This is a genomic window from Candidatus Pelagibacter bacterium nBUS_49, from assembly GCF_051200925.1.
Lineage (GTDB): Bacteria > Pseudomonadota > Alphaproteobacteria > Pelagibacterales > Pelagibacteraceae > Pelagibacter.
Window position 1 is genome coordinate 1 of the sequence record NZ_CP172837.1, and the last position, 24,987, is coordinate 24,987.

Annotated in this window: 25 protein-coding genes, 2 tRNA genes and 1 pseudogene; 12 read left to right on the forward strand and 16 right to left on the reverse strand. The window is 27.8% G+C overall.

The genetic code is table 11. The features are described from left to right. The first annotated feature begins 100 nt into the window (after positions 1 to 100). A complete protein-coding gene (gene dnaA, locus ACIJYF_RS00005) occupies positions 101 to 1,525 on the forward strand; it encodes a chromosomal replication initiator protein DnaA (RefSeq protein ID WP_435116640.1) in 1,425 nt (474 codons plus the stop codon). Beyond that, positions 1,515 to 2,627: a DNA polymerase III subunit beta gene (gene dnaN / locus ACIJYF_RS00010; protein WP_435116642.1), complete on the forward strand. Its 1,113-nt coding sequence runs from the start codon at positions 1,515 to 1,517 to the stop codon at positions 2,625 to 2,627. Before dnaA ends, dnaN begins: the two co-directional genes overlap by 11 nt. Here dnaN and ACIJYF_RS00015 read toward each other — a convergent pair. The 4 genes from ACIJYF_RS00015 to argH are packed head-to-tail and all read right to left on the reverse strand — an operon-like array spanning position 2,624 to position 6,126. After that, on the reverse strand, positions 2,624 to 3,325 hold the full coding sequence (locus tag ACIJYF_RS00015) for a lysophospholipid acyltransferase family protein (protein WP_435116644.1): 702 nt from the start codon (positions 3,323 to 3,325) through the stop codon (positions 2,624 to 2,626). The genes dnaN and ACIJYF_RS00015 overlap by 4 nt on opposite strands. A 12-nt stretch (positions 3,326 to 3,337) precedes the next feature. After that, on the reverse strand, positions 3,338 to 4,552 hold the full coding sequence (gene lysA / locus ACIJYF_RS00020) for a diaminopimelate decarboxylase (protein ID WP_435116646.1): 1,215 nt from the start codon (positions 4,550 to 4,552) through the stop codon (positions 3,338 to 3,340). A 6-nt stretch (positions 4,553 to 4,558) separates the two neighbouring features. Beyond that, entirely contained in the window at positions 4,559 to 4,738 is a 180-nt protein-coding gene (locus tag ACIJYF_RS00025; protein WP_435116648.1) for a hypothetical protein, read from the reverse strand. Next, the gene (argH, locus tag ACIJYF_RS00030) at positions 4,735 to 6,126 is read right to left on the reverse strand and encodes an argininosuccinate lyase (protein ID WP_435116650.1); all 1,392 of its coding nucleotides are present in this window, start codon (positions 6,124 to 6,126) and stop codon (positions 4,735 to 4,737) included. The genes ACIJYF_RS00025 and argH overlap by 4 nt, the downstream gene beginning before the upstream one ends. Positions 6,127 to 6,150: 24 nt before the next feature. Here argH and ACIJYF_RS00035 point away from each other — a divergent pair, with 24 nt between their 5' ends. Next, on the forward strand, positions 6,151 to 6,660 hold the full coding sequence (locus ACIJYF_RS00035; protein ID WP_435116652.1) for a TlpA family protein disulfide reductase: 510 nt from the start codon (positions 6,151 to 6,153) through the stop codon (positions 6,658 to 6,660). On the opposite strand, the gene ACIJYF_RS00040 is transcribed toward ACIJYF_RS00035, so the two are convergent. After that, on the reverse strand, positions 6,657 to 6,860 hold the full coding sequence (locus tag ACIJYF_RS00040; RefSeq protein WP_435116654.1) for a twin transmembrane helix small protein: 204 nt from the start codon (positions 6,858 to 6,860) through the stop codon (positions 6,657 to 6,659). The genes ACIJYF_RS00035 and ACIJYF_RS00040 overlap by 4 nt on opposite strands. A 50-nt stretch (positions 6,861 to 6,910) precedes the next feature. On the opposite strand from ACIJYF_RS00040, the gene ACIJYF_RS00045 reads away from it, so the two are divergent. Together ACIJYF_RS00045 and ACIJYF_RS00050 are read left to right on the forward strand one after the other, a co-directional pair. Continuing rightward, positions 6,911 to 7,561 carry an alpha/beta hydrolase gene (locus tag ACIJYF_RS00045; protein WP_435116656.1) on the forward strand — a complete coding sequence of 217 codons (651 nt, stop codon included), beginning with the start codon at positions 6,911 to 6,913 and terminating at the stop codon, positions 7,559 to 7,561. Positions 7,562 to 7,608: 47 nt separating this feature from the next. Next, positions 7,609 to 8,178 carry an HNH endonuclease gene (locus ACIJYF_RS00050; protein WP_271497636.1) on the forward strand — a complete coding sequence of 190 codons (570 nt, stop codon included), beginning with the start codon at positions 7,609 to 7,611 and terminating at the stop codon, positions 8,176 to 8,178. Here ACIJYF_RS00050 and ACIJYF_RS00055 read toward each other — a convergent pair. Genes ACIJYF_RS00055 through ACIJYF_RS00065 form a run of 3 tightly spaced genes read right to left on the reverse strand, consistent with a single transcriptional unit; the run spans position 8,175 to position 9,775 of the window. Then, positions 8,175 to 8,708 (reverse strand): demethoxyubiquinone hydroxylase family protein, encoded by a 534-nt coding sequence (locus tag ACIJYF_RS00055; protein ID WP_435116658.1) that lies wholly within the window; start codon positions 8,706 to 8,708, stop codon positions 8,175 to 8,177. The two genes, ACIJYF_RS00050 and ACIJYF_RS00055, sit on opposite strands and share 4 nt — an antisense overlap. Continuing rightward, complete coding sequence (locus ACIJYF_RS00060) at positions 8,695 to 9,177, reverse strand: disulfide bond formation protein B (protein WP_435116660.1); 483 nt, start codon at positions 9,175 to 9,177, stop codon at positions 8,695 to 8,697. Before ACIJYF_RS00060 ends, ACIJYF_RS00055 begins: the two co-directional genes overlap by 14 nt. Beyond that, positions 9,170 to 9,775, reverse strand: a complete 606-nt coding sequence (locus ACIJYF_RS00065) for a YqaA family protein (RefSeq protein ID WP_435116662.1) — start codon at positions 9,773 to 9,775, stop codon at positions 9,170 to 9,172. The genes ACIJYF_RS00060 and ACIJYF_RS00065 overlap by 8 nt, the downstream gene beginning before the upstream one ends. Before the next feature lie 67 nt (positions 9,776 to 9,842). Here ACIJYF_RS00065 and ACIJYF_RS00070 point away from each other — a divergent pair, with 67 nt between their 5' ends. Both ACIJYF_RS00070 and ACIJYF_RS00075 read left to right on the forward strand, forming a co-directional pair. Next, positions 9,843 to 10,100 (forward strand): hypothetical protein, encoded by a 258-nt coding sequence (locus tag ACIJYF_RS00070; protein WP_435116664.1) that lies wholly within the window; start codon positions 9,843 to 9,845, stop codon positions 10,098 to 10,100. Positions 10,101 to 10,126: 26 nt separating this feature from the next. Continuing rightward, on the forward strand, positions 10,127 to 11,020 hold the full coding sequence (locus ACIJYF_RS00075; RefSeq protein ID WP_435116666.1) for a hypothetical protein: 894 nt from the start codon (positions 10,127 to 10,129) through the stop codon (positions 11,018 to 11,020). A gap of 167 nt (positions 11,021 to 11,187) precedes the next feature. Here the strand turns inward: ACIJYF_RS00075 and ACIJYF_RS00080 are convergent. Together ACIJYF_RS00080 and ACIJYF_RS00085 are read right to left on the reverse strand one after the other, a co-directional pair. Further along, positions 11,188 to 11,272: transfer RNA gene (locus ACIJYF_RS00080), tRNA-Leu, on the reverse strand. Positions 11,273 to 11,292: 20 nt separating this feature from the next. Further along, the gene (locus tag ACIJYF_RS00085) at positions 11,293 to 11,718 is read right to left on the reverse strand and encodes a hypothetical protein (RefSeq protein WP_435116668.1); all 426 of its coding nucleotides are present in this window, start codon (positions 11,716 to 11,718) and stop codon (positions 11,293 to 11,295) included. A 269-nt stretch (positions 11,719 to 11,987) separates the two neighbouring features. Here ACIJYF_RS00085 and ACIJYF_RS00090 point away from each other — a divergent pair, with 269 nt between their 5' ends. Next, positions 11,988 to 13,718: an AMP-dependent synthetase/ligase gene (locus ACIJYF_RS00090; protein ID WP_435116669.1), complete on the forward strand. Its 1,731-nt coding sequence runs from the start codon at positions 11,988 to 11,990 to the stop codon at positions 13,716 to 13,718. A 367-nt stretch (positions 13,719 to 14,085) separates the two neighbouring features. Here ACIJYF_RS00090 and ACIJYF_RS00095 read toward each other — a convergent pair whose 3' ends face one another. From ACIJYF_RS00095 to ACIJYF_RS00110, 4 genes are read right to left on the reverse strand one after another with little or no spacing between them, the layout of a single operon-like run. Continuing rightward, positions 14,086 to 15,006, reverse strand: a complete 921-nt coding sequence (locus ACIJYF_RS00095; protein ID WP_435116671.1) for a CarD family transcriptional regulator — start codon at positions 15,004 to 15,006, stop codon at positions 14,086 to 14,088. Next, positions 14,948 to 15,274 (reverse strand): ferredoxin FdxA, encoded by a 327-nt coding sequence (fdxA, locus tag ACIJYF_RS00100; RefSeq protein ID WP_023649133.1) that lies wholly within the window; start codon positions 15,272 to 15,274, stop codon positions 14,948 to 14,950. The genes ACIJYF_RS00095 and fdxA overlap by 59 nt, the downstream gene beginning before the upstream one ends. Further along, positions 15,274 to 15,687 carry a TerB family tellurite resistance protein gene (locus tag ACIJYF_RS00105; RefSeq protein ID WP_435116674.1) on the reverse strand — a complete coding sequence of 138 codons (414 nt, stop codon included), beginning with the start codon at positions 15,685 to 15,687 and terminating at the stop codon, positions 15,274 to 15,276. The genes fdxA and ACIJYF_RS00105 overlap by 1 nt, the downstream gene beginning before the upstream one ends. A 5-nt stretch (positions 15,688 to 15,692) precedes the next feature. Next, on the reverse strand, positions 15,693 to 18,176 hold the full coding sequence (locus ACIJYF_RS00110; protein ID WP_435116675.1) for a helicase-related protein: 2,484 nt from the start codon (positions 18,174 to 18,176) through the stop codon (positions 15,693 to 15,695). Between the two features lie 173 nt (positions 18,177 to 18,349). Between ACIJYF_RS00110 and ACIJYF_RS00115 the strand changes: the two genes are divergently transcribed. The 3 genes and pseudogenes from ACIJYF_RS00115 (at position 18,350) to ACIJYF_RS00125 (ending at position 23,050) form a co-directional block, all read left to right on the forward strand. Beyond that, positions 18,350 to 19,576: a pyridoxal phosphate-dependent aminotransferase gene (locus ACIJYF_RS00115; protein WP_435116676.1), complete on the forward strand. Its 1,227-nt coding sequence runs from the start codon at positions 18,350 to 18,352 to the stop codon at positions 19,574 to 19,576. A 73-nt stretch (positions 19,577 to 19,649) separates the two neighbouring features. Then, positions 19,650 to 20,653 (forward strand): annotated as a pseudogene (locus ACIJYF_RS00120) (TAXI family TRAP transporter solute-binding subunit). 75 nt (positions 20,654 to 20,728) lie between these two features. Continuing rightward, on the forward strand, positions 20,729 to 23,050 hold the full coding sequence (locus ACIJYF_RS00125; RefSeq protein WP_435116677.1) for a TRAP transporter permease: 2,322 nt from the start codon (positions 20,729 to 20,731) through the stop codon (positions 23,048 to 23,050). Here ACIJYF_RS00125 and ACIJYF_RS00130 read toward each other — a convergent pair whose 3' ends face one another. Together ACIJYF_RS00130 and ACIJYF_RS00135 are read right to left on the reverse strand one after the other, a co-directional pair. Beyond that, complete coding sequence (locus tag ACIJYF_RS00130) at positions 23,051 to 23,476, reverse strand: PaaI family thioesterase (protein ID WP_435116678.1); 426 nt, start codon at positions 23,474 to 23,476, stop codon at positions 23,051 to 23,053. Between the two features lie 119 nt (positions 23,477 to 23,595). Continuing rightward, positions 23,596 to 23,672 (reverse strand) — tRNA-Arg (locus tag ACIJYF_RS00135). A gap of 74 nt (positions 23,673 to 23,746) precedes the next feature. On the opposite strand from ACIJYF_RS00135, the gene ACIJYF_RS00140 reads away from it, so the two are divergent. Continuing rightward, entirely contained in the window at positions 23,747 to 24,931 is a 1,185-nt protein-coding gene (locus ACIJYF_RS00140; RefSeq protein ID WP_435116679.1) for an acetyl-CoA C-acetyltransferase, read from the forward strand. The last annotated feature ends 56 nt before the right edge of the window (positions 24,932 to 24,987 follow it).

Here is a 24,987-nt window from a genome sequence, read left to right on the forward strand (position 1 = left end):
AACTAAATCTACAATCATAGATTTTATTTTTTTTTAAAAAAAAATATTAAGTTGTTGCAAATTTTTTTAATTAGTTCTAACTGAGATTTTCCTAAACGTTATGAATAAATCTACAAATATAAACAATTTAAATAGTTTTAAGTCTGAAAACTTTGATTGGAAATTAGTTCAATCTGAAATGAAAAATAAGCTAGGACAAGATGTTTATGAAAGTTGGCTTAAAAAAATTACTTTTGTAGATGAGTTTAATAACTATTTATTATTATCTGTTCCAACAAGATTTATCAGAGACTGGATTACTTCAAGATATTTAGATCAAATTTTACAAATTATACGTTTATATAAAAAAGATATTATTAGAATCGAATTTAAAATTGACGACAAAAATACAAATCAAAATATAGAAAATCCGAATGCAAGTGAAAAAATACCTGACATAAATGAAAATGTTTCGTTTATTAAAGACTCATATCTTCAATATAATCGAATAGATCCAAATAAAAGGTTTGATAATTTTATAACTGGAACCAGTAATAAGCTTGCTTATGAAGCGTCATTAAAAGTTTCTGAAAACATATCTCATTATAATCCACTTTACATTTATGGTGGTGTTGGAATGGGTAAGACTCACCTTTTAAATTCAATTGGAATTGAACTTAAAAAAAATAACAAGGTAATGTTTATATCAGCAGAGCGATTTATGTATCAATTTGTAAAATCGATCAAAGCTAATGATATGGTTAAGTTTAAAGAATACTTTAGAAATACAGATATTTTACTAATTGATGATATTCAATTTATAAGCGGGAAAGAGGCAATGCAGGAAGAATTTTTTCATACATTTAATGCATTATTGGATAAAGGCTCACAAATAATTGTATCAGCTGACAGAGCTCCAAATAAATTATCTAGAATTCAAGATAGAATTAAATCTAGATTTTCTGGCGGTTTAGTAGTTGATATTCAAAAACCAGATCTTGAGCTTAGAAAAAAAATTGTTGAAAAAAAAACTGAAGAACTTAATAATTTGTATGCAGATCAATTGCATGTATCAAAAGAAATACAGGATTTTATAAGTACAGAAATTACAGCAAGTATTAGAGAGTTAGTTGGGGCAATCAATAGAGTAGTTTCATTCTCTAGAATCTACAACAAAGTTCCAAATTTGTCTGAAACAAAGGTTGTTTTAAAGGACTTATTAAATTTAGCTGAAAATAAAGTAACAATAGATTTGATCCAAACTACAGTTTGTAAATTTTTTAAGATTAGTAAAAATGAAATGTTATCTTCAAGAAGATCTAGATATTTAGTCCGACCTAGACAAACTGCTATATATTTAACTAAAATTTTAACCTCCAAATCTTTACCTGAAATTGGAAGAGAGTTTTCAAATAGAGATCACACAACTATAATTCACTCAGTTAAGACTATTGAGAAAATTAAAGAAAAAGACTCAGAAATGGTAGATAATATTAATAAACTTAAAAATCAGATATTATATAATAATAAGGATAATGAAATTTAACGTAAACCAACAAGACCTACAACAAGCACTAAATTATTGTCAAGGTGTCATTGAAAAAAGAAGTACACTTCCGATATTGTCTAATATTTTATTAGATGCAAGTAATTCTAAATTAACAATAACAGCTACAGATTTGGACTTAATATTTATTCACCAATTAAACAATGTTGAAGTTTTGGAAGAAGGCAGAACAACAACGACCTCTTCAATTATGTATGACATTATAAGAAAATTTTCTTCAGGTAAAAAAATAAATCTATCTTTGACAGATATCAGTAAATTACAAGTTGAGTTTGAAAAATCTATTTTTAATTTAAACTGTATTAGTGCGTCAGAGTTTCCTCTTACAGATGAAAATTTTAATCAAAATGAATTTGTAATTAAATCTAAGCAGCTTTTAAAATTATTAAATAAATGCAAATTTTCAGTTTCTAATGATGAAACAAGACATTATCTAAGCGGAATTTATTTTCATCAAACTGAAGTTGAAGATAAAAATCATTTAACCGCCGTTGCAACTGATAGCCACCGAATGTCTATTTCAAAAATAAGATTAGATGAAAAAATTGATTTTGAACCAATTATATTACCTAAAAAAACTATTTTTCAACTATGTTCACTTCTAGAAAGCTATGATGGAGACGTTAAAGTATCTAATATCAAATCAAAAATTAAATTTGAGTTAAATAATAGTGTTTTAATTTCAAAACTTATTGATGGAAAATTTCCAAACTATATTCAAGTAATACCGAAAAATAATCAAAAAAAATTAGAAATAGATTTAAAATTATTTCTAAATTCTGTTGATAGAGTAGCTTCAGTTTCTTTAGACAAAAAAGATGGGGTTAAATTTAATTTATCAAAAGATACATTAGACCTTTCTGTTAACAATACTAATAGTGGTGATGGTAAAGAGACATTAAATGTGAAATTTGACCACGATTTAGAAATAAGCTTTAATTCAAGATACTTGATTGATGTTGCTTCACAATTAGATGGAGAAAAGGTTGAGATATTTTTTAACGATACAGGGTCTCCAGCATTAATTAAAGATCCAGGAGATTTTGATAGTATATTTGTAGTGATGCCGATGAAAGGTTAATTTAGTAAATTAAGCTCTTCATAAATATTATTTTCTAAAATTTTAATAAATTCTTCTTTAGGATGACCAGCTATTATGGGTTGCAAGATTGAAATAGTTATTATTTTATTACTACTCTTTTGACCTTTTTTTGGCCAAACATAACCAGAGTTTATCGCAACTGGCTGACAAGAAATTTTTAACTCTTCGTAAATTCTTGATGCACCTTTTTTAAAAGGAGGTCTTTCATTTGGTAAAACTCTCGTGCCTTGTGGAAAGATTATTAAAGGCCTATCAGAGTCTTTAATTATTTTTGATATATCTTGAAAAAACCCCAAGTTATCTTTGGTAACTTTGTTTCTTTTAATTGATATTGATCCAATTTTTTTTAGATACCAACCAAAAATTGGAATTAAAAGAAGCTCCTTTTTTAAAATAAAAACTGGTGAATTAAATATAGTTTGAAGATAAAAGGTTTCGAACATTGATTGATGAGATGCCGCAATAAAGAACTTCTCATTATTTAAAATATTTTGTCTGCCTTTAATTACTATTTTTGTATTTAAAAATAACTTTAGACATAAACCTGTCCAATAACCCATAAGTTTACCACCAAATAAAACAACTTTTTGAGGAAGAAAAAAAGCAGGTAAAAAAATTAATGAAATGATTATTATCCCGCTAAAGAAAAAAATTGAAAAAATAGTGTTTCTAATCATTTTTATCAGAAGCTAAACTATATCAGCAAGCTTCTGTCTTTTATTAATAACTTTGATTTTTGAGTTTTTGATAAGTATTTCTATCGCTTTAGGCCTTACATTATAATTTGAGCTTAGTGACATTCCGTATGCACCTACATCACAAATAACAACCAAGTCTTTTTCAGCTAATTTTTGAAAATTATTTATAGTTAAAAATTTATCAGTGCTTTCACAGATCGGACCAACAAATTCATATGTTTTCTTAACTTTTTTTCCAATCTTTACAGCTGGAATTATTCTATGTTTAGAATTATATAGTGCAGGTCTCATTAGGTCGTTCATCGCAACATCAAGTATTATAAAATTTTTTTTATGGCCTTCTTTAATATAGGTAACTTTGGAAATTAATGTCCCAATATTCCCAACAATAGATCGGCCAGGTTCAAAAATTATTTTAGAATCATAGTTTTTTAAAAATTTTTTAATATTTTGTGAATATTTTTTCAGATTGAGTTTCTTATTATCATTTTTATAATCTATTCCCATTCCTCCTCCAAGGTCGATATATTCAAAGGAGTGATTAGTTTTTTTTATAATTTTATTGAGTGCCAAGAGCATATTCTCATATGGTTTGACATCTAGTATTTGGCTACCTATATGGACACTTAAACATTTCAAATTTAAATTTTTAGATTTTTTAATATATTTAGTTAGCTCTAAAAATTCTTTTTCTCCAATACCAAATTTATTTTCTTTTTTACCAGTAGAAATTTGGCTCAAAGTTTTTGCATCTACATTTGGATTAAATCTAATACCTACAGCAACACTTTTTTTATTTTTTTTAGCGATTCTTTCTATTTCAAAAATTTCACTTTTTGACTCAGCATTAATTAAAAGTATTTTCTTTTTAATAGCAAAATTAATTTCTTCAGAAGTTTTACCTACACCAGAAAAAACAATTTTATTAGGTTTAATTCCAGCTTTAAGTGCTTTCATTAACTCACCTATAGATACAACATCAGCGCCAAGACCAAATTTTGAAATTTCTTTGATTAAATTTACATTGGTATTTGATTTAATTGCAAAACAAATTAAGGGTGAAAAAGATTTAAAATTTTTTTTGAAACTATTAATATTATTTTTTAATTGAGAGTAAGAATAGCAATAAGTTGGGGTATTAAATTTTTTAGCAATATTCTGCACAGGTATATTGTCAATTGTTAATTTTTTTTTAATATATTTCATGTAGTTTTACTCATTTGAATATATTTTACCTGATATAGGGTCTTTATATTTAATGCATATATTTTTAATTTCAGGATTTTGATATTTTAAGCAATCTGAAGGATCAATATATTTTGGGCTTCCTTTTTTCCCACACGAAACTAACGCACAGAAGATTAGAGAGATTAGAGTTATCTTTTTGATCATTTTTGCTTTTTGTATTTCATTATCATTTTTTTGATATTATCAAAAGCTGTTCCTCCATAAGATTTTTTTGAATTTACAGAATTCTTTAAATCAAACACTTTTAAAACGTCGCTAGTTAATTTTGGTTCAATTTTTTTCAATTCTTCTAAGCTTAGTTCATTGAGCTTCTTTTTCTTTTTTTCAGCTAAGTTAACAACCGAGGCTGTTTTTTGATAAGCTTTTCGGAAAGACATGGAGTGATTCTTGACAAGATAGTCTGCCAAATCTGTTGCAGTGATATAGCCATAGTTTGCAAGTTCAATCATTTTTTTTTTGTTAGGACTAGAATTTTTTAATATTTCATCAAAAATTTTAAGACAATTGATTAAAATATCATTAGATTTAAATACAATTTCTTTGTCATCCTGTAGGTCTTTAAAGTAAGATAGTGGCAGACCTTTCAAAATTGTAAGCATTGAAAATAAATTTCCATAACTGCTTCCAGATTTTCCTCTTAAATATTCTAATAAATCAGGGTTTTTCTTTTGAGGCATTATTGATGATCCAGTTACAATTTTGTCTGAGAGTTTGATTAAATTAAAACCATCTGAACTCCAGATAATAAGTTCTTCTGCAATTCTTGATATATGCATTGAACAAACAGAGACACTATATAAAAAATCTAAAACAAAATCTCTATCAGAGACAGTATCAATTGAATTGTTTGTTGGTTTTTTAAATCCAAGTTTTTTACTAGTATAATTTCTATCTATATTAAAAGAAGTTCCAGTGAGTGCAGCTACTCCTAAGGGATTTTCATCTAAGCTTTCTAAATTGTTTGTAAATCTCTTTTTGTCTCTATTAAACATTTCAACATACGCCATTAAATAATGAGCAAAAGAAATAGCTTGTGCATTTTTGAGGTGGGTAAAACCAGGCATAATAGTATCTATATTTTTCTCTGCTAATTTTAATGTACTTTTAATTACTTTTTCTAAATTAAGATTTATTTCTTTAGTCGAAGATTTTATCCAAATTTTAAAGTCTGTTATTACCTGATCATTTCTAGATCTTGCTGTGTGAACATAACCTGCTTCTTCACCAATTATTTGAAAAAGTCTTTTTTCTATGTTCATATGAATATCTTCATACTTTTTATTGAACTCAAATTTTTTATTTAAAATTTCTTTTTCTATCTTTGTAAGACCATAAATAATTTTATTTTTAATTTTAAAAGATATTATTTTTTGTTTGAACAACATCTCTACATGAGCAATAGAACCTTGAATATCTTCTTTATAAAGTCGTTTATCTATATCGATTGAATTACCAACTTTTTGAAATAAAGATGATGCCTTTTTTTTTATACGAGTATTCCAGATTGCTTGGTTGTTTTTATTTTTTGCCATGATATTTAATTATAACTATTTAACATGAGATTTTTAATATTATTTATTTTTTTGACAACTAATGTCTTTGCTAATGATGTATCTGAAATAAAAAATATTGTCATTCATAAAGACCTAAAAGTCTATGATAACGTAATCTTTTTAGATAAAAATGATAAAAAGATTGATATCAAAGAATTTGATGGAAATTTACTTTTATTAAATTTTTGGGCAACATGGTGTGCGCCATGTAAAGAGGAGATGCCATCATTAGATAGACTTCAAGTAAATCAAAATTTGAGTAATTTAAAAATTTTTGCAATCAATATATCTCAAGAAAGTAAAAAAAAAGTTGATAGTTTTTTTGAAGATTTAAATATTAAAAACTTTGACCCATATTTTGATGCACCCACAACACTAGCAAAAACATTTTCTTTGCGTGGAGTTCCAACTTCAATTCTAATAGATAAAGATGGAAAAGAGTTTGCAAGAATTATGGGCTCAATAGATTTTAATGATCAAATATTTATAAATTGGTTAAAAACTTATAACTAGTTTTTAAAAAAATAAGCAAAACCTATTAAAACTAGTATTGCTACAAATTGTAGAAGAACTCTTAGTTGCATTAGTTTATTGGAATATTTTTTGCTGGTTTCTCCTCCTTTAAAAAGAGTCCCAATCCCTAAGATTAAAACAATTCCTACTGCTAACAAAAGAACAATAGAAAGGATTTTAACAAATATTCCTGAAATCATGTAAATACTGTAGTTTGTTTTAGAAAAATAAAAACCATAATTAATTAACTATGACATTTTGCCTAGATTCAATAATAATTAAGCCTGAAGAAGGAAAAGAAATAAAGCATGCTATTATTTTGCTTCATGGATATGGTGGTGATGGGAAAGATATAAGTATGTTAACCTTAAACTGGAAAAGGCATATGCCAAATACAGTTTTTATTTGTCCTAATGGACATGAGACTTGCCCTATAAATCCATCTGGATTTCAATGGTTTGATCTTACCAAAGATGATACGGATTATATACTTGATCAATCAATTAAGGCTGAGGAAAAAATTAAATTATTTATTAATGAGATCAAGCAAGAATTTAACCTAAAAAATAATCAGATATGTTTATCAGGTTTTAGCCAAGGTTGTATGATGTCATTAAATGTTGGATTAACATCTGAAGAAAAATTTTCATGTATTGTGGGATTTTCTGGAAAAATAATTAATCAAGATAATTTAAAAATAAGAATTAAAAATTCTACTGATACTCTATTGATTCATGGTGACGCAGATCAAGTTGTACCCTCAACACATCTTTTAGAAGCAAAAGATTTTTTAATTAGAAACAATGTTGATGTTGAAACACTTTTGATAAAAAATTGTGATCATCATATTCCTATGGAAGCTTCAAGTACAGCTCTTAATTATATTTTAAAAAAAAATTAACATCCCTTATTATTGATAAAATTGTTTAAGTAAGTTAAAAATACTTAATGAATAATTTTATTGAACAAAATGTTTCATTAGAAAAGTGTCCAGCGTTAGTTCTTAATGCCGATTATAGACCATTAAGCTATTATCCTTTATCTTTATGGTCATGGCAGGATACAGTAAAATCAGTTTTTTTAGATAGGGTGATAATTGTAAGCAATTATGACAGAGTTATAAGAAGTCCCTCGTTTGATATGCAATTACCAAGTGTTATTGCATTGAAAGATTATATAATTCCACAAACAAGGCCTAGCTTTACAAGATTTAATGTTTTTTTGAGAGACAAGTTTTCTTGCCAATATTGTGGAAGTGGTGAGGAACTAACTTTTGATCATTTGTTGCCTAGATCAAAAGGTGGCGAAACTAATTGGGATAATGTTGTAACAGCATGTTCTGCTTGCAATGTAAAAAAAGGTGGTAAATTATTAAAAAACTCAGATATGAAGCTTAATCAATATCCTTACCGTCCCTCAACTGAAGATCTGCATAAAAATGGTAAAAATTTTCCACCTAATTATTTACATAAAAGCTGGATGGATTATTTATACTGGGATGTTGAGTTAGAAGCCTAGATTTTTTCAGAAATATTTATTGCAATTTTTGAGCCTGTCTTAATAATTTTGTCTAATAAAAAGTAAGGACCTTTTTTTGTGGCACCTTCATCGTAAGCTATATCTTTATGATTTATCTCATCTTGTCTAAATTTTGTAATCTTCTTTTTTAAGTCTTTTTCGTTAATATCAAGTTGATTAATTTGATTTAAATAATGTTTATCTATAACCTCTTCGACAGAAGCAGTGCACAGCATAGCAGCTTTTTTTCCCAATAATGTAGAGCCGAAGCCTAAGCCAACACCTAATAAATCCCATAATGGTAAAAATTTTGTTGGTTGAATATTTCTTTTTTTAATTTCATTTTCAAAAAATTCACAATGTTCCTTTTCATGCTCTTTCATATCTTCAATAGTTTTTTTAAGATTTTCATCTTTTACAAAAGTATTTAAAGCTAGTAGTTGTCCTTCATAAATCTTAATAGCTCCTCGCTCTCCAGCGTGGTCAACTCTTATAAATTCTTCAATTTTTTTTTTATTAATTTTTGTCATAATTAAAATAAATTTTTCCAGCACTAAATGTAATTAGTATAGATATTAAAATATTATAGCTTGTAAGTGATAATCCAAACATTTTAAATGTTACATCTTTGCAGCTAACACTTTTTTCTTGTAATTGCTTTAAAATTTCTTCTTTTGACAATAAATTCGATCCACTTTTTAGGTCACAAACTAACGACTCTTGAATCAAACCTTGTTCAATACCTAAGTGATATAGCGATAATACAGTACCAAATAAAAATATAATTGTTAGAAAAAGTATAAAAAATTTTTCAAATTCAATAAATTTATAATTTAGTAAAATTAATATTATTGCTAAAAAATATGGAATTCTCTCTAATATACAAAGATTACAAGGTTGGTGACCAAGAATATATTCTATAAAGAATGCAGATATTAAAGCAATAATACTGATTAAAAGAATAAGCTTTATTAATAAATTTTTATTGTTTTTAACCATTAAATTTTAAAACTAAATATACAAATACGAATATTATAACTATAAAAATTCCTATAGCAGTAAACCATTTTGATCCATGTTTGTTCATATATTCAGTAAATAATTCTCCAAATTTATAGGATAAAAATGCAACAATAAAAAATCGAAGGCTTCTTGAAATTAAACTAACAATTATAAAAACTGGCAGATTGAAAACAATTAAGCCACTTGCTATAGTGAAGGCTTTATAGGGCAAAGGTGTGAAGCCCGCTAAAAAAAGTATACTTAACCAAGCAATAAAACCACTTCCTTCTGACATACTTAGTTTTAAATTTTTAACCTTATCTTCATAATTATAAAATTCGATAACATACATTGCAAAATCAGAAAACAGGTAGCCAATTAAATATCCTAAAATACCACCTAAAACTGAAAATATAGATGCTATTAAAAATATTTTAATAAACTCTTTTTTTTTAGCAATTACCATTGGAATGATCATTACATCTGGTGGTATTGGAAAAAATGAACTTTCAATAAACGATACAAGACCTAAATAGAAATTTGAACTTTTATGCGCAGCTAGATTTAAACATTTCTTGTAAAGTGTTTGAAACATTTTTTGGTTTTAATATAAATTTAGTTCTTATACTATTTAAATATAATTAATTAAATATAAGGGGCGAATGGCGGAACTGGTAGACGCGCACGACTCAAAAGTTTCAAAAGTCTTTATTACTATTATGGCAAGTCTTGCTGAAGTTGAGAGAGAAAATATCTCTTATAGAATTAAATCAGCAAAGTCTGAACATAAAAAACAAAATAGATTTCTTGGTGGTCATCAACCATTTGCTTTTAATAAAACTGCTGACGGTAAGTTAGAAGTTAATAAGAAAGAAGCAGAAATCTTTAAGGCAATTATCAATCTATTGAAATTTACATAAATTACTTTACGAGTTATGTATTTTAAATGACTAAATTATTGCATATTGGACTTGGTAAATGTGCTTCTACATTTTTACAAAGAGATATTTTTCCTAAATTAGAAAAAAAAATTAATACAAATTATATAAAACTAAATAAAAATGATTTTTTTGATATTAAAAAAAAAGAATTTAAATATAGTTTTTTTGAAAATTATAAAAATATTGAAAAGTTGTTGCCAAATGATTTTATAATATCAAATGAGGGTTTTTTTTCGAGAGGTTGGGAATTTTCTAGAATAGAGAAAAACTTTGAATGTATTAAAAATAATTTTTCTGATGATACCGTAATTTTGATTATTATAAGAAATCCTTACGATTTATTAAATTCTATTTATTGTCAGTCAATTCATAATATGAATATAGTAAAACCTGAAAACTTTTTCTATATTGATGATAAAGAAATAAATATTAGAGTAAATAACAGATTTAATTTACATAATTTTAATTATTCAAAATTAATTTCTTTATATAAAAGTTATTTTAAAAAAGTTGTAGTTGTAAAATATGAGAATTTAAAAAAATTAGACTTTTTAAAAAATATTTTCAATTTAGATGATGAGTATTTACAAAACCTAAAAAAAAACACTAGCAAATATTATAATAAATCTATTTCAAAATATGGTATAAATTTTATTTTATTTTTGAATAAATTTTTTGATGTTAGTAAAAGTCAGAAATTTATCAGAAAATTTATTAATCCTCCTAATAATATAATTTTCAAAATTAAAAATAAAATATTAAGTCTGTTTTATCTAAGGAGTTTTTTTCAAAATAAATTTGACAGAATTTTTCCTTATAAGAAATATTATATTAGTCGTAAATTTATACCTCTAGATATTGAAAAAAAAATATTGGAATATGATAAATTAGATTTTTGATTTACTTCTTTATCGTAAAATTCAAATATTCAAGCCGAAGCAATTGTTTCGGCTAGGCTTCAAAAGAGTTAGTAGTGAATGAAAGAAAACTACTAACTCTTTTTGTTGTTTAAGAATGATGTGGGTTGTAAATTTTTCTAATGTTATACTACTATTTATAATTTGAATGGTAGGGGTGAACGGACTCGAACCGTTACGCCGTGAAGCAATGGATTTTGAGTCCATCTTGTCTACCAGTTCCAACACACCCCCACAGAAAAAGATTTCTTAATTTAAGATACAATTTTTAAATGTCCACCTTTAACTTTATTAAAAGTATCCATCATAGTGTCTAATGCCATATTGCTTGTGTAATATTTGTCTATCATCTCGGTTGATGTACCACACATTTTAGCAATTGCTGTACTACTCATACCTTTGTTCAATATGAATTGAATAAATGTATGTCTAAATGATTTACTGTCTCTTTTAACTCTACTATCGCCTAATTTTTCAAATTTTAAGTCTGCCTCATCTAGTAATGAATTAAGTCCCTCTCTAAATGAATGTAATTTGAAAATTGTACCCTCACCAACTTTACAATTGAATTGAGGATTACTTGAATAGAGTTTTACCAAATTATGATAGGCAAAATAAGCAGAACCCGTACCATATGCTGTATGAGGTACTGTTTTTGATTTACCAACATTGATTTTCAAATAATACCGTTCTAATTGAGATAAGAAGTCTTTACCATAAGCCGATACAATTGCTAAGAAATTAGCAACATTAGTGGCAGTAAAAAAATGGTCTTATATAATTAAGAAATTAACTTACCCATACAAATAAGTGTTTGACACCTGTTTGACACCTAAAATACAATGAAAAAAAACATTATAAATCAACTTAAAATGACTGACACAGATAACTCAAAATCGTGTTTCGCAAGAAGTGAGAGTTCGATTCTCTCTTCGCCCACCATAAAAATATGAATTTAGATAAACCAAACAACTTAATAGAATTGTTTTCTCATCAAGTAGAAAAGCAAAATAAAGAAAGCATTTTTTTACAATGGCTAAATCCAAATAATAAAAAATCATATACATGGGAGGAAACACAAAAAAATATTTTAAAATTATCAAAAATTATTAGAGAAAATATAAAAGAAGGCGATAGATGTCTTTTAGTTTCAGAAAACAGACCAGAATGGTTCGTTTCAGATATGGCAATAATGTTATCAGGTGGAATTACTGTTCCTGCTTACACCACATATACAGAGGATGATTATAAATATTTAATTGAGGATTGTGAACCCAGTTTGATTATAGTCTCAAACAATGAGCTGCTAAAAAAATTAAATAACACAATTAATGAAAAAAAATTTATTAAAAAAGTCATAACATTAGATGAAGTTAATAACGTAATTCATGATTTAGATATAATTAATAAAGATAAATATCTTGATTTTAATCTCATATTAAAAAATGATTTATTAGATGAAGATAAAATTCAAAATGAAAAATTAAAAAGAACTTCTCCTGCTTGTATAATTTATACATCTGGAACCGGAGGAAATCCTAAAGGAGTAATCTTAAGTCATGGTGGAATTTTAAATAATCTTGTAGGAGCATGTGAAATCATGAAGCCATTGTTTAGCTCTAGGCCTGTATTTTTGACATGGCTTCCTCTATCCCATTCCTACGAACATTGTGTGCAATTTGCCCAGATAGCTGTAGGGGCAAAGGTATTTTATGCAGAAAAAATAGAAAAACTTTTAGAAAATATATCTGAAGCAAAACCAACAATTATGACAGCTGTTCCAAGATTTTATCAAAATCTTTACAATAAAATAAATATAAATTTAAAAAAACAAACTGGTTTTAAAGCAAAACTAATAGAAGAAACTCTACGGCTGGGTAAGAAAAAATTATTAAATCAAAAAATGACTTTTTCTGAAAAATTACTCAATTTGATAGTTGAAACATTAGTTCGAAAAAAAATAAAAAAACAGTTTGGAGGAAATTTAAAAGCTTTTGTTTCTGGTGGAGGTGCACTGGATCAAGAAATAGGGGAATTTTTGAATTCAGTTGGGCTACCTACTTTACAAGGATATGGTTTAACTGAAACATCTCCGGTTGTAAGTTGTAACCCCATACATAAGATAAAAGTAGAAACTGTTGGTCCACCTTTTAAAGGAAACCAGGTTAAAATAGCTGAAGATGGTGAAATTTTGGTTAAAGGTGAAAATGTAATGTTGGGATATTGGAATAAAAAAGAAGAGACGGACAAAGTAATTGTTAATGGGTGGCTTCACACAGGAGACATTGGAGAAATAGACCCAGAGGACGGTTATTTAAAAATTACTGATAGAAAAAAAGATATCATCGTTAGTGCTGGTGGTGATAATATTTCACCGGCCAAAATTGAAAATATGATTACAAATGAACCTGAAATCGATCAATGTATGGTTTATGGCGATAAAAAAAATTATTTGGTTGCTTTAGTAGTTCCTAGTAAAGATTTTTTAAACGAAAAAGAAAAAATTAATAATGTAATTGAAAAAATAAATAAAAAATTAACTTTATTAGAAAAGATAAAAAAAATTCAATTAATAGATGAAAATTTTTCTATAGATAATGGTTTAATGACTCCAACAATGAAAGTTAAAAGAAAAAAAGTTACAGAAAAATATAAAAACCAATTAGAAGAACTTTATTAAGTTGTGTTTAAAAGTTTGATTATTATCCGCATAAACATTAACTAAATTAATAAAAAAAAATTTAATAAAAAATAAAATTAAAAAAAAATTTTTACAAATTTACTTTTTAATTAAAGAATTGACATAACTTACATAAAAAAATAAAAATATATTAATAGCGAATCAATTTGATTCGTTTAACTTAACTAGGGAGCTAAAGATGCCTAAGAAAAGAAAAAAAGCTGCTAAAAAAACTAAGAAAAAAGCAGCAAAGAAAACTAAGAAAAAAGCTAAAAAGGCTAAAAAAGCTAAAAAAAGAAAAAGATAGTAACTTACTAATCTTTACAAAAAACGCTTCTCATTACAAATTGTATGAGAGGCGTTTTTTTTATTCGTCTAAATTTTCATCTGCATCAGCAATAGGTTCTTCAACAGGTAATTCTGTAGCAGCTGATTTTGGTGTAGAAGCTATTGGTTGAGCTTGGCCACCTAAGTTTCTTTTTAAAGCTTTATCAAGTTTCTTTTGAGTATCTTCTAAAGATACATTTAAAACAATTTGAAACTCAGATAAAATTCTTTCATAAGCTTTTTCAAATAACTGTCTTTCACTATATGATTGATCAACCATAAGATCATCACCTTTGTTTAAATCTCTTACTACTTCTGCTAATTCATAAATCTTACCAGAAGAGATTTTAGCTTCATATTCTTGTGCTCTTCTACTCCACATAGATCTTTTTATTTTTGGTTTACTTTTTAGAATAGAAATACATTTATTCACTTGATTGATTGTTGCCAAAGGTCTCAAATGTGATTGTTTGTTTACTGGAACCATCCCATTTGCTTTATCTTTTTCAAATTTAATAACGTACGTTTCTACGTCTATTCCACCTATATTTATTTTTTTAAATTCAGTTATCTGACCAACACCATGTTTTGGGTAAACCACATGGTCTTTTATTTTATATTCTCTTTTTTCAGTTTCTTGTTTTTTAACTTTCTTAATTTCAGGTTTTACTTCATTACTCTTTGAAATTCTAAGATTATCAACTTTTGCTTCTTCTTTTACCTCAGCAACTTTTATTACTTTTTTTGCTTTAACTGGTTTTGGTGTAATTTTTTTTGATACTTTTTTTGTTTTTTTTGCAACAACCTTTTTAACTTTTTTTGGTTTATCTTTAGCTACTTTTTTTGCTTTAACTACTTTTGTGACAGTAACTTTTTTTTTCACTTTTTTTTCAGGTTTAGATTTAAAGATTTTCTTTAAAATATTTTTCGTACTTATTTTGCTCATTCTTAAATTTTTCATGATCCGTTGGAGGATCTTTCTTTTCACTTATATTAGGCCAGATCTCAGAGTATTTTTTGTTGATTTCTAACCATTGTTCGCTTCCAGGTTCAGTATCAGCTTTAATGGCATCCACTGGACATTCAGGCTCACAAACGCCACAATCTATACACTCATCCGGTTTAATTACAAGCATATTTTTGCCTTCATAAAAACAATCTACGGGACAAACATCAACACAGTCAGTCAATTTACATTTAATACATTTATCATTAACTATATAAGTCATTATAATTTTTCTTTTTTAATTCTATCTTTAATATCGCCCATCGTTGAGCTGTCAATGTAAAGTAACCCCGCCAAACGTCTCATCAAATTTGTTTCATAAATATCAGCTTCATTATTTGAGTAAATAATAGACCATAAGGACTCAATAATTTTAATTTTATCAGTTTCAGGTAGGTTTTTTACTTCTTTTGTAAAATCTAAAATTTGATTTGAATTTTCTTCAATAGACTTAGCATCTATAATTATTTGAGTTATAGTTTCCTTTTTAGCACCCAACTCTAAGAGAGTTTTTTTAATAATTTCTTCTTCCTTTTCAGTATAATTTTCATCGATTTTAGCAGCATAAATTAAAAGTGCACATGTTTTAACTAAAAAATTTTCTTCACTATCTGTTGAGTCTTTTTTAAAAAACATCAAATTTAACCAAGGTTTAAATTTTTTAAAATTTTAAATGGATTTTCATTTGAAACTTTTTTTATTGGTTCCTTTTTAAATTTTTTAATTGGATTATATTTAAAATAAGTTTCATTATCTTTATCAAATATTTTATAATTCATTTTTTGTAAAAGCTTTTTAAAATTATCTTTACTACAGCCTAATAAATTTAGCATTTCAGGAATAATTTTAATTTCTTTATTTTCTTTTGAGTTTGGTGAATTTATAATAAGCATAAATAACCTCTCCAGAATATCAATTCTTACAAATAAAGAATCAAATTTTTCAAAGCCACACAAAAGCATAAAATTTTTATTTTTATGTTCTTTATCATCCAAAAAATTTAAACCAAATGTAGGGGGCTGAACGTTGTAATATTTTTGATGAAAATTTTTCCATAATAACGTTCTTAATGATACGGCTTCAGGTTTGATCAATTGATATAAAAACACATGATATCTTCCAAACTTTACACCTAAGTCTCTTAAAATTTTTCTCTCATTTTGACCAAGAGATTTTAGATATTCAGACACCTGCTCTCTTTTTAACACACCATTATTTTCATAAAGTTGATATGCCAAAGCTTTGATGGATGAGTTTTTATCTTTAAGATTTTTTAGATCAACTAAACTTTTCAGAACTAAGTTAATTTTATCTTGTATCCATTTACTAATATATTCGTTAAGTTTCTGTTTTTGAATAGGTTCGATAATATCATCAACTATTAGATCAAAATGTGGATTTAAATAATCATTACCTAGAGATAATTTAGCAATAGGAAAATTATTCCAATAAATTTTAAAATCATTATTTAATTCAATTAAACCTGTATCAACAATAGTTTGAATTCTTTTTTCTAACTCAGGCCCAATGGTTTGTCTTGCAGCTTTTTTTAATGACTTGATGTCAGTCTCCAAGGCTCCTTTTTTTAAATCTAGTGCTAATTTAAGTCCATTTATTTTGCCAATAAATTGTTCATCTATTAGCACGTCGTTGTTTTCAAGTATTTTTGTTTTGAATTCCATATCTTGTTTTAGACCTCTTGCTAGAACACTTGCTCTTTTGTCAATAAATGTTTTGGTAAGTTCTTCATGAAGTCTGTCTGAAAGTCTATCTTCTAGATGTTTTGTTTTTTCAATCCAATAGTCTTGATTTTCTGTCCAATTGTTTTTATTTGAAACATAAGACCAAGTTCTAACATTTGCAATTCTATTTGATAAAGAATCTACATTTCCCTCTAATTTATCAAGCTTTATTAGCTGTAATCTCATAAATTCATCCGTAATTTGCTGTTTCCCACTACTTAAATATTTAAATACATTGGCAATTACCTCATAGTGGTTGCCATATGTTTTTTTTACAAAATCTGGTATCTGACAACATTCCCATAAAAGACTAAGCAATTTTTTATCAAAATCTAAATTGATAAGACTTTTATCTTTTAAAAAATATTTAAGAGCTTTTTCATCTTCACATTCATGAATTTTACGTAACCATCCTATCTGGGGCTTTTCCTCTAAAGATTTAATTAAACTCAAAGGATTATTAAAATTCAAATTTGAGTTTCTCCAAAATAAAGTTCTAATTTCCTCAAATTTGTGTCCCTCAATTAATTCCACATCTTCAGCTGTAATTTCTTTACAATCACCTGTAATTCCAAAACTTCCATCATTTAAATATCTGCCAGCTCTGCCGGCAATTTGTCCTATTTCTGATAAATTTAATTTTCTTAATTTTTTTCCATCGAATTTTTTAAGGTTAGAAAAAAAAACATAATCTAAGTCCATATTTATTCCCATTCCTATAGCATCAGTTGCTACTAAAAAATCTACATCCCCCGACTGATAAAGTTCTACTTGAGAGTTTCTAGTCTTTGGACTTAATGAACCCATTACAATTGCAGCTCCACCTTTTTGTCTTCTAATTAATTCAGCTATTGCGTAAACTTCTTCTGCTGAAAAAGCTATTATTGCTGTTTTTCTATTAATTCTTGAAATTTTTTTATGACCTGCGTATGATAATTTAGAAAATCTCTCTCTATTTATAAACTCAATATCACCGTCTAATTTTGAAATTATATCTTTAATAGTATTTGAGCCCATCAGCATAGTAAGTTTTTCACCTCTCATGTTTAAAAGTCTATCTGTAAAAATATGACCTCTTTCATGATCTGCACACATCTGAATTTCATCAACACCAACAAAATCTAAATGTTTATCAATTGGCATAGATTCAACTGTGCACAAAAAGTACTTAGCATTGGTTGGAATAATTTTTTCTTCACCTGTTATTAAGGCAACTTTATCTACGCTAATTTTTTTTATTACTTTGTCGTAAACTTCTCTGGCTAATAACCTTAGAGGAAAGCCAATCATACCTGACTCAAATGAGAGCATTGTCTCAATAGCAAGGTGGGTTTTACCTGTATTAGTAGGTCCGAGAACAGCAGTAATTTTGTGTTTAGTCATTTCTACCTTTGGTGTACTTTTTTTTTAACCCACCAGATATTGTTGGTGTGAAAGAACAAAAATAGACTAAAACATGACCGAATTGGAGGGTAAAAAGTTCTCATTTTGCTATTAACTTATCTTAGATTACCATAATTAAGATTAATTCTATAATAGTTATTTAAAAATTAAAAATGTTAAAAAATTTAGTTAAAGATTTAAAACCATCATCGACTTTGCTGATAAATGAAACTTCTCGAAAATTAGAGGAGCAAGGAAAAAAAATATATAAATTTGGTTTTGGTCAATCTCCATTTAAAGTCCCTGAAGATGTAGTTAGAGAGCTTAAAAATAATGCGCACCAAAATAAATATTTGCCAATGCAAGGTCTTTATGAATTAAGAAATTCTGTTGCAAAATACACATCTAAAAAAAAAAATTATGATTATGAATCTCAAAATGTAATTATTGGACCTGGTTCAAAAGAGCTAATGTTTTTATTGCATGTTATATTTGATGGAGAAATAATATTACCAGCTCCTAGTTGGGTTTCTTATGCTCCCCAAGCAATATTGGGTAGAAATAAAATACAAATATTACAAACTAAAAGAGAAAATAATTGGTTTCCAACAGCTTTGGAAATTGAAGAAACTATATTGAAAGATAAAAATAAAAATTACTTATTATTCTTAAATTCACCAAACAATCCATCTGGTCAAATTTGTGAAAATTTAAAGGAAATAGCAAGTATTGCTGAAAAATATAACCTAATTATTTTGTCTGACGAAATATATTCTGAATTAAGTTTTAAAGATAATTATCAATCTATTTCAAGTTTTTGTCCTGAAAAAACAATTATTAGTACTGGATTAAGTAAATGGTGTGGAGCTGGAGGATGGAGATTGGGTTATTTCTTAGTACCAGACTCATTAATGGAGATTAAAGATATGATAAATGTATTAGCAAGTGAAACTTTTTCAGCTGTTAGTGCTCCAATTCAATATGCAGCAATAAAAGCATATGAAAATGATCATTCAGATTATATTAATAAATCTAGAAATATATTATGTGCAGTTGGTAATTATGTTTATGAAAATTTAAAATCAAATAAAGTTCTAATTAATAAACCCCAAGGTGGATTTTATTTAATGCCAGAGTTTTTAAACAAAAAATTTAATTCATCATCAGAAATGTGTGACAGTATATTGAATGATACAGGTGTTGCTTTGTTACCGGGAACTGATTTTGGCTTTGATCAAACTCAAATGCTGGCAAGATTGAGCTTTACTGATTTTGATGGCCAAGAATTTATGAACAAAATTGAAGATAATCAAAAAATTGATAACAATCATATTGCAAACTTTGCACCTAAAATTATTGAAGGTGTTGATAAGTTAAAAAAATGGTCTGAATCAACATAAAATCTTACTATACATATCCAAATAATTACTGTTAAAATTGTAATATAAAAATAACGATATAGAGGGAGAAAAAATGAAAAAAATAATTACATCTCTATCGAGCGCTTTACTGATACTAGCTGCATCTTTGTCATTAACAAGTGTTGCAAAATCAGCAGAGTTTTTCACGATAGGAACGGGTGGGCCAACTGGAGTTTATTTCCAAACAGGTAATGCAATTTGTAAAATGTTACATAAATCTGCAATCGCCAAAGAACATGGAAGAAAAAAAGGTATAGATAAAGCTTACAGATGTACAGCACCTTCAACAGGTGGATCAAATTATAATATTGGTCAAATTGCTGCTGGCGAATTTCAATTTGGTGTTGCACAATCAGATTGGCAGTTTCATGCTGTAAATGGATCAAGCAAATGGGAAGGAAAACAGTATAAAGGTTTACGAGCTGTATTTTCTGTTCATAACGAGCCTTTTCAAATCTGGGCAAGAAAAAAGCTAAAATCAAAGATTTTGCTGGCCTAAAAGGAAAAGTTGTTAACATTGGAAATCCTGGTTCTGGACAAAGAGGAACTATGGAAGAACTTATGAAAGCGAAAGGTGTTGATAATAGTTTCTTTAAATCAACAACTGAATTAACTTCATCTGAACAAGTGAAAGCTTTGTGTGATGGTAAAATAGATGCTTTTGGTTATTCTGTAGGATTTCCAAACGGAGCTATGGAGCAAGCAGCAACTTGTGCAGCTAAAGCTTCACCAATCAATTTAACAGGATCTGAAGTTCAAGGTTTAATTGATGGTGCTGATTACTATGCAAAAGCTGTAATTCCAGCAGGTACTTACACGGGTCAGAAAAAAGATGCTACAACTTTTGGTGTGAAAGCTACAGTAGTTACTAGCAATATGGTTGAATCAGATCTTGTTTATTTAGTAGTTAAAGCAGTATTTGAAAATTTTGATGATTTCAAAAAACAACATCCTGCTTTTTCTTCACTTAAAAAAGAAGACATGATTGCTGATGGTTTATCAGCTCCTTTACACGAAGGTGCTAAAAGATATTATAAAGAAGCTGGATTAATGTAATCCAAACTCTTAATTAAATTAAAAGGCCTGATTTTTAATCGGGCCTTTTTTTTATAATGAGGTATCATCTTTGTTATGAGTCAAAGCATTAGCGAAAAAGTAAAAGATAAAATTAATGAAGATTTGTCTCCAACAAAAAATCTTACTGGCTTACATTTAAGAATTGTTGCAGCAATCGCAATTATTTGGTCATTATTTCAGCTTTGGTATGCCTCTCCATTTCCTTTCATTTTTAATTTTGGAATGTTTAAAGGGTTGCCAGCAAGAGCAATTCACCTCGGCTTTGCACTAACATTAGCATTTTTAATTTACCCAATTTCCAAAGGAAAAAAAATTTCTGTATTTGATATTTTAATAAGTTTTATTGGAGCTTTTTCTTGTTTATATATATATTTTTTTTATGATCAGTTAGTTGATCGTGGAGGTGTTTTATTAAGTATTGTAATAGAAGATAGTTTTGAATTACCCATAGAGTTAATCATTGGTAGCTTTGGTATCATAATTTTACTTGAAGCAACAAGGAGAGCAATAGGCTTACCTCTAGTAATAATTGCTATTGGTTTTTTATTGTTTTCATATTTTGGAAGGTATGCACCTGAAATAATTTCGCATGGTGGACTTTCACTTAATAGATTGGTTGGTTTCCAATGGTTGGATCAGGAAGCCATATTTGGAATTCCAATAGGAGTTTCAGTAGATTTTATTTTTTTATTTGTATTATTTGGTGCTCTTTTAGAAACAGCTGGTGGAGGGAAGTATTTCTTAGATCTAGCATTTGCAATGGTGGGTAAAATGAGAGGCGGGCCAGCTAAAGCTGCAATCCTAGGTTCTGGAATGACAGGTTTAATATCAGGATCTTCAATTGCAAACACTGTTACTACAGGAACTTTTACAATTCCAATTATGAAAAAAACTGGATTTTCAAAAGAAAAAGCAGGAGCAATAGAAGTTTCATCTTCTGTTAATGGACAGATTATGCCACCAGTTATGGGTGCAGCAGCATTTGTTATGGCTAGTTTTATTGGTGTTACTTATTTTGAAGTTGTAAAACATGCCTTTTTACCAGCAATAATTTCTTATATTGCACTATTTTATATATCTCATCTTGAGGCTTTAAAATTAAATTTAAAAGGGATGGATGATGTGGATGTCCCAAATTTAAAAAAAACATTTTTATCAGGACTTCATTTTTTAATTCCAATCTTTGTCCTAATTTATATGTTAGTTTACTTAAGGTTCACTGCGTCTTATTCAATTTTTTATGCTACAGTCTCTTTGATTTTAGTTAATTTAGTTTATTTGCTCATCAAAAATTCTTTTTCTAAAGATTCTCTCAAAATATGGTTTAATCAAACTATCGTTGGTTTTGAAAAAGGTGCCTTAAATATGGTTGGTGTTGGTATAGCCATAGCAACAGCTGGAATAATAGTTGGGGCTGTTGGATCAACAGGATTAAGCACAAATTTAATCATAGTTATAGAGTCTATTGCTAAAGATAATGTCACAATATTATTATTTTTGACAATAATATTATGTTTATTGTTAGGAATGGGATTGCCAACAACTGCAAATTATGTAGTTGTTGCATCATTAATGGCAACTGTTTTGGTAGATGTCGGAAATGCGTCTGGATTTATTTTTCCGTTAATAGCAGTTCACTTATTTGTTTTTTATTTTGGATTAATGGCTGATGTTACTCCACCAGTTGGGTTAGCTTCTTATGCGGCAGCTGCTATTTCTGGAGGTGATCCACTTAAAACAGGACTACAAGCTTTTTGGTATAGCTTAAGAACAGGTATTCTTCCAATTGTATTTTTGTTTAATCATGAGCTTCTTTTGATTGGAATAGAAAATATTTGGCATGCATTAGTTGTAATAATAACTTCTTTGGCAGGAATATTAGTATTTACATCTGCAACTCAAGGTTGGTTTTTTAATAAACTGAAATGGTATGAGATAATTATTTTTTTGATGATATCTATTTCTTTGCTCTCACCAGAGTTTGTTCTTAATAAATTTTATCCAAAATATAATTACCAAGATATTAACAATATCAATTCAGTTATTTTAGATCCAAAAAAAGAAGTGCGTTTTAAGATTACTAGACCAAGCCCTTATGGTGAAAGGTATAAATTATTTGTGATTGACAAAAATTTTTTTGAAGAAGAGTACAATTTAGAGGATTATGGAATTAGTTTAGTGAAAGAAAAAAATAAAATTATTGTTGATAACTTAAAATGGAATGGCCAAGCTAAAAAAAGTGGCTTTGAAATGGGTGATTACATAAGTGAATTCAAGATTGAAAATTCAAATAGGCCTAGCAAGTTATTTGTTTATCCAATAGCTATTTTATTTTTATTAATTTTTGGATACTTGAATTATAGAAGAAAAGAATAATTACCCACCTGGGCCTAAGTTTGAAGGTTTAACTTTTAAAATTTTCCAAACACCTGAAGCTGAGGTAATAATTTTGTTATTACATCTCAATTCACAAAATAAAAATATAAGCGTTTTTGTTTTTTTAAGTATTTTAGTAAATCCTGTTATTTCATCACCTGCTCTAGATGCTCCAATAAACTTTAAATCTAATGAAATTGTAACACATGGTGAATTACCGCTAGCTCTATGAGCAGCAGTTCCTGCTCCAGCATCAATTAATGCTGACAAATAACCCCCGTGAGTTATGTTAGCAGCATTTAAATGATTTTCATTAATTGTTGTTTTAAATTCATACTCAGTTTCGGACACTGTTCTAAATAAAACACCTCCATTGTGTTTCATAAATCCAGGTTTAATACTTATTTGTTCGAACTCTTCGCTCATATTTTTTTATAATACAAAAGTTAAGATTAATAAAATTATTAAAACAATTATAAAAAAATATATAACTGATTTTTGTAATGATGCTTTTAAAAGCCAATCTAGCATTTTAGTTTCCTTTTTGGTGGACCGCCCAGAACTCGAATTTGGAATCTCCCGGTTCGTAGCCGAGCGCCTTATCCAATTTGGCCAGCGGTCCTCATTTAATAATTATTTCCATATATCAAAGTTTTTGATGTAATTTAACTTATAAAATATTATGTTTAGTCATTAATGAGTAAAAAATTAGATGATGTTGTAATTACATCTGCTTTGAGAACACCAATTGGAACATATAAAGGTTCTTTAAAAGATGTGAGTGCTGATAAATTAGGTGCTCTGGTAATCAAAGAAGTTATACACAAATCTAATTTGAAGCCTAATCAAATTGATGAAGTAATTATGGGCCATGTACTTACTTCTGGTCTAGGTCAAAATCCTGCAAGACAAGCATCTATACATGCTGGTATTCCAGTATCAAAACCAGCACATATTATAAATCAAGTATGTGGATCAGGTTTAAGATCTATAGTTTCCGGATTTCAATCAATTAAATTAGAAGAAAATAAAATTATTGTTTCAGGTGGTCAAGAAAATATGTCAAGAGCGCCACACTCTTTATTTTACAGAGAAAATAAGAAATTAGATGAATCTAAATTGGTAGATACAATGATCAATGATGGTTTAACAGACTCATTTAACCATTATCACATGGGTGTAACAGCAGAAAATGTTGCAGAAAAATTTGAAATCTCTAGAGATGAACAAGATAACTTTGCATTAAATTCTCAAAAAAAAGCTCAAGATGCTACAGGCAAAAAAAAATTTAGAGACGAAATAATTAAATTACAAATTAACAATAAAGAAAATGTGATATTTGATAACGATGAACATCCTAGGAATAATTTAACAATAGATGACTTAAAAAAATTAAAAACTGTTTTTAAAGAAAATGGAACTGTTACTCCAGGAAATTCATCGGGCATAAATGACGGTGCAGCTGCAACAGTGCTTATGACAAGAAAGCAAGCAGAGCTTAAATCCATAGAACCATTAGTCAAAGTAGTTTCATGGGCGTCATGTGGCGTTGAGCCCTCTTTAATGGGTTTAGGCCCTATTCCTGCAGTTAAAGAAGCACTAAATAAAGCTGATTGGAATATTAACGATGTTGATTTATTTGAAATAAATGAAGCCTTTGCCGCTCAAAGTATAGCCGTGATAAAAGAACTAAAAATTCCTGCTGAAAAAGTTAATGTAAATGGTGGTGCAATTGCTTTAGGTCATCCAATTGGTGCATCAGGAACTAGAATATTAGTTACTCTAATACACGAAATGATAAAGCAAAACAAAAGCAAAGGTTGTGCTGCATTATGTATTGGGGGTGGCATGGGTATAACCATGTGTGTTGAAAGAAATTAAATACTTAACTTTTGTGCAATTTTTTTACAGAAATTCATAAAAAAGCCAAATAACGC

Excerpts from the sequence above, each read along its gene's own strand:
- dnaA (WP_435116640.1), top strand. The coding sequence starts at position 101 with ATGAATAAATCTACAAATATAAACAATTTAAATAGTTTTAAGTCTGAA.
- dnaN (WP_435116642.1), top strand. The coding sequence starts at position 1,515 with ATGAAATTTAACGTAAACCAACAAGACCTACAACAAGCACTAAATTAT.
- ACIJYF_RS00015 (WP_435116644.1), bottom strand. The coding sequence starts at position 3,325 with ATGATTAGAAACACTATTTTTTCAATTTTTTTCTTTAGCGGGATAATA.
- lysA (WP_435116646.1), bottom strand. The coding sequence starts at position 4,552 with ATGAAATATATTAAAAAAAAATTAACAATTGACAATATACCTGTGCAG.
- ACIJYF_RS00025 (WP_435116648.1), bottom strand. The coding sequence starts at position 4,738 with ATGATCAAAAAGATAACTCTAATCTCTCTAATCTTCTGTGCGTTAGTT.
- argH (WP_435116650.1), bottom strand. The coding sequence starts at position 6,126 with ATGGCAAAAAATAAAAACAACCAAGCAATCTGGAATACTCGTATAAAA.
- ACIJYF_RS00035 (WP_435116652.1), top strand. The coding sequence starts at position 6,151 with ATGAGATTTTTAATATTATTTATTTTTTTGACAACTAATGTCTTTGCT.
- ACIJYF_RS00040 (WP_435116654.1), bottom strand. The coding sequence starts at position 6,860 with ATGATTTCAGGAATATTTGTTAAAATCCTTTCTATTGTTCTTTTGTTA.
- ACIJYF_RS00045 (WP_435116656.1), top strand. The coding sequence starts at position 6,911 with ATGACATTTTGCCTAGATTCAATAATAATTAAGCCTGAAGAAGGAAAA.
- ACIJYF_RS00050 (WP_271497636.1), top strand. The coding sequence starts at position 7,609 with ATGAATAATTTTATTGAACAAAATGTTTCATTAGAAAAGTGTCCAGCG.
- ACIJYF_RS00055 (WP_435116658.1), bottom strand. The coding sequence starts at position 8,708 with ATGACAAAAATTAATAAAAAAAAAATTGAAGAATTTATAAGAGTTGAC.
- ACIJYF_RS00060 (WP_435116660.1), bottom strand. The coding sequence starts at position 9,177 with ATGGTTAAAAACAATAAAAATTTATTAATAAAGCTTATTCTTTTAATC.
- ACIJYF_RS00065 (WP_435116662.1), bottom strand. The coding sequence starts at position 9,775 with ATGTTTCAAACACTTTACAAGAAATGTTTAAATCTAGCTGCGCATAAA.
- ACIJYF_RS00070 (WP_435116664.1), top strand. The coding sequence starts at position 9,843 with ATGGCGGAACTGGTAGACGCGCACGACTCAAAAGTTTCAAAAGTCTTT.
- ACIJYF_RS00075 (WP_435116666.1), top strand. The coding sequence starts at position 10,127 with ATGACTAAATTATTGCATATTGGACTTGGTAAATGTGCTTCTACATTT.
- ACIJYF_RS00090 (WP_435116669.1), top strand. The coding sequence starts at position 11,988 with ATGAATTTAGATAAACCAAACAACTTAATAGAATTGTTTTCTCATCAA.
- ACIJYF_RS00095 (WP_435116671.1), bottom strand. The coding sequence starts at position 15,006 with ATGAAAAATTTAAGAATGAGCAAAATAAGTACGAAAAATATTTTAAAG.
- fdxA (WP_023649133.1), bottom strand. The coding sequence starts at position 15,274 with ATGACTTATATAGTTAATGATAAATGTATTAAATGTAAATTGACTGAC.
- ACIJYF_RS00105 (WP_435116674.1), bottom strand. The coding sequence starts at position 15,687 with ATGTTTTTTAAAAAAGACTCAACAGATAGTGAAGAAAATTTTTTAGTT.
- ACIJYF_RS00110 (WP_435116675.1), bottom strand. The coding sequence starts at position 18,176 with ATGACTAAACACAAAATTACTGCTGTTCTCGGACCTACTAATACAGGT.
- ACIJYF_RS00115 (WP_435116676.1), top strand. The coding sequence starts at position 18,350 with ATGTTAAAAAATTTAGTTAAAGATTTAAAACCATCATCGACTTTGCTG.
- ACIJYF_RS00125 (WP_435116677.1), top strand. The coding sequence starts at position 20,729 with ATGAGTCAAAGCATTAGCGAAAAAGTAAAAGATAAAATTAATGAAGAT.
- ACIJYF_RS00130 (WP_435116678.1), bottom strand. The coding sequence starts at position 23,476 with ATGAGCGAAGAGTTCGAACAAATAAGTATTAAACCTGGATTTATGAAA.
- ACIJYF_RS00140 (WP_435116679.1), top strand. The coding sequence starts at position 23,747 with ATGAGTAAAAAATTAGATGATGTTGTAATTACATCTGCTTTGAGAACA.